This window comes from Stenotrophomonas sp. P5_A8 (assembly GCF_056400545.1).
In genome coordinates this window covers 1-4,926 of record NZ_JBFULB010000286.1, presented here as the reverse complement: position 1 = coordinate 4,926, position 4,926 = coordinate 1, and the positions used below count along the sequence as shown (strand labels likewise).

General features: G+C 66.5%; 3 protein-coding genes and 1 pseudogene. 1 reads left to right on the top strand and 3 read right to left on the bottom strand.

Annotated elements, in window-relative coordinates:
• From AC1DQP_RS16400 to AC1DQP_RS16390, 3 genes are all read right to left on the bottom strand, one after another.
• Positions 1–107: efflux RND transporter permease subunit (locus tag AC1DQP_RS16400; RefSeq protein WP_478052020.1), on the bottom strand; the 107-nt coding region annotated here is incomplete at its 3' end.
• 15 nt (positions 108–122) lie between these two features.
• Positions 123–1,397, bottom strand: coding sequence for an efflux RND transporter periplasmic adaptor subunit (locus AC1DQP_RS16395; protein WP_256774556.1), 1,275 nt, complete (start codon positions 1,395–1,397; stop codon positions 123–125).
• Entirely contained in the window at positions 1,397–2,056 is a 660-nt protein-coding gene (locus AC1DQP_RS16390) for a TetR/AcrR family transcriptional regulator (protein WP_457321860.1), read from the bottom strand. The genes AC1DQP_RS16395 and AC1DQP_RS16390 overlap by 1 nt, the downstream gene beginning before the upstream one ends.
• A 356-nt stretch (positions 2,057–2,412) precedes the next feature.
• Between AC1DQP_RS16390 and AC1DQP_RS16385 the strand changes: the two are divergent.
• Positions 2,413–4,926, top strand: a pseudogene (locus AC1DQP_RS16385) (NAD-glutamate dehydrogenase domain-containing protein); the annotation flags it as partial.

The following is a 4,926-nucleotide window of genomic DNA, read 5'->3' as shown; positions in this document are numbered from 1 at the left end:
GGATAGGACTCCACGCCCAGGCCAAGGATCGAGATCACGCCCGCAAGCGAGATCAGGATCGCGACCACCCAGGCGAAGACCGGGTGTTCAATGAAAAATTTAGGCATGACGGATGATTCCCGTTATTGCTTGTTCGGTTCGGCAGCCGGAGCGGCGCCGGACGTTTCGGCAGCGGCGTCGGCTGGGGCGGCGGCGTCAGGCTTGGCGGCAGCCGCCGGAGCGGCCCCTGCCGGCGCAGCACCTGCCGGGGCCTGGCCATTGGCGTTGGCGGCGTTGGGGTTCCACGGGGCCGCCTTGGCCGGCGCGCCTTCCTTGACCTTCTGCACACCGGCCACGATCACCTGGTCGCCCGGTTCAAGGCCACCGCTGACCAGCCAGCTGCTGCCCTGCTGGCCTTCGCTCTTGACGTTCTTGCGGGCGACCTTGCCATCCTTGCCGACCACCAGCACGTAGCCGCCGGTGGTGTCGCGCTGCAGTGCCTGCAGCGGGACCAGGTAAGCGTTGTTGCGCTCGCCCAGGGTCGCCTGGAAGCTGACGAAGGCACCCGGCAGCAGGATCTGCTGCGGATTGGGCAGCACCGCGCGCAGCGACACCGCGCCGGTGGCCGGGTCGACCGTGGTCGAGGAGAAGTCCAGCGTACCCGGCTGGTCGTAGACGGTGCCGTCGGACAGCTTGACCTGCACGGTCGACTTGCCGTCACCGCTCAGCGCCACCTGGCCCTTGGCCTGCGCCGCGCGCATCTGGGTCAGCTCGTCCACGCTCATCGAGAAGTTCACGTACAGCGGATCGAGCTGGTCCACGGTGGTGAGCAGGGTCACATCGCCCTGGCCAACCAGCGCGCCTTCGGTGACCTGCTGCTTGCCGGCGCGGCCGCTGATCGGCGCGGTGACTTCGGCGTAGCCGAGGTTGATCTTCGCGCTGGTCAGGGCGGCCTGGGCCTGCTGCACGGCCGCTGAGGCGGTGCGTTCGGTGGCCTCGGCGGCGTCCAGGTCAGACTTGGATACGTACTGCTGCGGGGCCAGCGATCGGGCGCGRTTGGCGGCGGCCTTGGCGTTGGCATAGCTGGCCTGGGCCGAGGCCAGCTCGGCCTGGGAGGCGTTCAACGAGGCCTGCAGTGGCGCCGGGTCGATCAGGAACAGGACCTGGCCCTGCTTGACGTCGGCACCTTCCTGATAGACGCGCTTGAGCAGCACGCCCGGCACGCGGGCGCGCACGTCGGCGCTGCGGAACGGCGACAGACGGCCGACCAGCTCACGCTGCAGCGGCAGGGTCTGCGGCTTGGCTTCGATAACGCCCACTTCCGGCGGCGGGGGCGTCTGCTGCTCTGGCTTCTTGCAGGCGGTCAGTGCAACAGCAACTGCGCACGTCAGGGCAAGGGTGCGGAGTGGGGCGATCATCAGGAAAAACTCCGGTGTTGGTTTGAATGCGGAGCCGCGGCGGATTCCGGCGTGGCGAACGCGCGCAGGAAGCTGTCAACGGAGAATTCTGCCCAGCGGTGGCGCATGGCGGCGTCCTCCCGGTGGGGGGTATGGAAGCGCTGTTTCTCGAAATCCAAGCCGGCGATCATGCTCAATAGCAGTTCGGCCATGAAGTGCGGGTCGTCATGCCCGAGCTGGCCCAGGGCCATGCGGCTCTCAAGCCATTCAGCGACGTGAAGGATCAACGCCCCGGCGCCGTCGCGGTAAAGGGCGCGGGCTTCCTGGGGGAACTGGCCGGAGTCGGCTGCGATCAGGCGCCGGGCCTGGGCCACGTGGGGCTGGTTGCAGTGTTCGAGGTAGTCGGTGGCGAACTGCAGCAGGCTGCCGCGCAGGTCGCCCTCGTCCAGGCTGTGCAGCCCGGCGGTGGCCCGGCTGACGTGCCGCTGCATCACCCGGCGCAACAGTTCCTGCTTGCTGCCATAGCGGCTGTAGAGCGTCTGCTTGGAACACCCGGCCTGCTGCGCCACCGCCTCCATGCTGATCTGCATGCCCTGGGTGGCGAACAGGTCACGCACAGCATCGAACACGCGCTGGTCGCGCGCATCCAGGCAACTGGCGGCGGGGTGGGGGGGATTCACGCGGTGGACTATACCGTCCAGTTCAGAATTGGAGAAGTCTTGTGTTTTGACCGCTTTTGATACCCATCGTCAAGTTGCCACAGATTCGGCCGATGCTGCGTTGCGTAGAACTCTCAGGCTGCTATCCGTACTCGTACGAATTGACGAGCATGCCGATGCGCGTGACGTAAACGCCACCCAACCCGAATTGCCTTATTCCGTCCTGCAGCAAGGTATTTTTGTGCGGTAGGCCTACAATTTCATTTTCCCAACTGAGCAACACGCACCGCTCTGCCATGAAACCGCAAAAACCAGCAGCCAAGACCGTGAAAAACAAATCCAAACCAGCCGATACGCAGACTGTTTCGCCAGTGGGCTTCTCGCTGGAGCCGGTGTACACGGCCTTGCGCAAGCGCTACCCGTCCGCCGGGCAGGCCGAGGCAGTGGCGTTCGCCGCCGACTTCTACAAGCGCATGGAGGCGGACGAGTTCCCGCACCACACCGCCGAAGAGTGGGCTGCGCTTGCCGCCGACACGCTGGAGTTCGCGCGTGCCCGCAAGCCTGGCAAGGCCAACGTGCGCGTGTTCAACCCGAGCCTGAAGGGCAATGGGTGGGAATCGCCGCATACCGTGCTGCAGATCGTCAATGACGACATGCCGTTCCTGGTCGACACGGTCACCATGTCGCTGGCCGAGCATGGCATCGGCGTGCATGTCCTGGGCCACCCGGTGATCCGCTTCGGCCGTGACAAGGCCGGCAAGCTGGCCGGCGTGGGCGAGGGCAACCCCGAATCGGTGATGTTGCTGGAGATCGACCGCCAGCCGGCCGACGCCATGGCCGACGTCGAGCAGGCGATCACCAAGGCGCTCGATGAGGTGCGTGCCATCGTCGGCGATTGGGATGCCATGCGCAGCAAGGCCAAGAGCCTGGCCGACGACCTGGGCACCCGCCAGTTGCCGATCGACGCCGCCTCGCGCGCCGAGGCACAGGAGTTCCTGCGCTGGGCTGCCGACAACCACTTCACCTTCTTCGGCTATCGCGAGTACCGCGTGGAGAAGCAGGGCAAGGAAGACGTGCTGGCCCCGCTCAATGCGACCGGCCTGGGCCTGATGCGCGGCAAGGACACCTCCGCCGCCCGTCCGGTCAAGACGCTGGCCGCGCAGGGCCTCAACGCCACCACCGGGTTGAAGGATGCGCTGATCCTGACCAAGACCAATGCCCGTTCGCGCGTGCATCGCGCCGGTTACATGGATTACATCGGCGTGCTGGAATTCGACGCCAAGGGCAAGATCATCGGCGAGCAGCGCTTCCTGGGCCTGTTCACCTCCAGCGCCTACAACCGCCGCCCGTGGGAAATCCCGCTGGTGCGCCAGCGCCACGAATACGTGATGAGCCAGTCGGGCCTGGCCCCGAGCAGCCACAGCGGCAAGGCCCTTCGCCACATCCTGGAAACGCTGCCGCGCGAAGAGCTGTTCCAGTCCAGTGAAGACGAGCTGTTCCGCACCGCGATGGGCGTGCTGGGTCTGCAGGAGCGCGTGCGCAGCCGCCTGTTCCTGCGCCGCGACAAATACAGCCGCTTCATCTCCGCGCTGGTCTACCTGCCGCGCGAACGCTTCAACACCGATGTGCGCCTGCGCATCGAAGCCATGCTCAAGGACGCCCTGCAGGGCGAGTACGTGGACAGCTCGGTGGTCCTCGGCGAATCGCCGCTGGCCCAGGTGCACCTGATCGTGCGCCCGAAGGCTGGCCAGACCCTGGAAGTGGACACCAGCGAGCTGGAGCAGAAGCTGGCCCAGGTCCTGCGCAACTGGCAGGACGACCTGCGTGAAGCACTGGTGGCCCGCCACGGTGAAAGCGAAGGTCTGCGCATTGCCGCCCGCATCGGCAAGGCACTGCCGGCCGGCTACATCGAAGACTCCAGCACCGAGATCGCCGCCAACGACGTCAGCCAGCTCGACGCGCTGACCGGCCCGGACGACCTGCGCCTGAGCCTGCAGGCCGTGCAACGCGAAGGCGGCGAAGGCCTGCGCCTGAAGCTGTATCGCCAGCTGGACGATATTCCGCTGTCGGACGCGCTGCCGATGATGGAAAACATGGGCCTGCGCGTGATCGCCGAGCGTCCGTACCGCCTGACGGTCGACAACGCCCCGGTCTACGTGCAGGACTTCGAAGTGGAATCGGTGGCCGGTGCGATCGACGCCCCGAGCGTGGATGCCGCCTTCGGTGAAACCTTCGCCCGCGTGTGGCACGGCGATGCCGAGAACGACGGGTTCAACCGTCTGGTGCTGGCCGCTGGCCTGCATTGGCGCCAGGTGGCGATGCTGCGTGGCTACTGCAAGTACCTGCTGCAGACCGGCGTGCCGTTCTCGCAGGCCTATGTGGAAGGCACCTTCACCCGCTACCCGCTGCTGGCGCGCCTGCTGGTGGAACTGTTCGAAGCCCGCTTCGATCCGGCCACCGGCCACGAGAGCAAGGACGCCATCGCCGAGGGCCAGGCCGAGCTGCGCGCGCACCTGACCGTGCTTGCCGGCGGTGACGAGGCTACGCTGAAGGTGCTCAAGACCGTGGTCGATGCGCGCAAGGGCGACCGCACCGTGCAGATGGATGCCGCGCGCGACGCGCTGCTGAAGCTGATGKACCGCGTGTCCAGCCTGGATGAAGACCGCATCCTGCGCAGCTTCATGGGCGTGATCGACGCGACCCTGCGTACCAGCTACTACCAGACCGATGCGGAAGGCCGTCCGGGCCACGTCATCAGCTTCAAGTTCGATTCGGCGCTGGTGCCGGACCTGCCCAAGCCGCGCCCGTACCGCGAAATCTTCGTATATGGCCCGCGCGCAGGCGGGAGGTTTGCACCGTCGGCCGACCGTTCATTGGCCACGCTCCTTGCC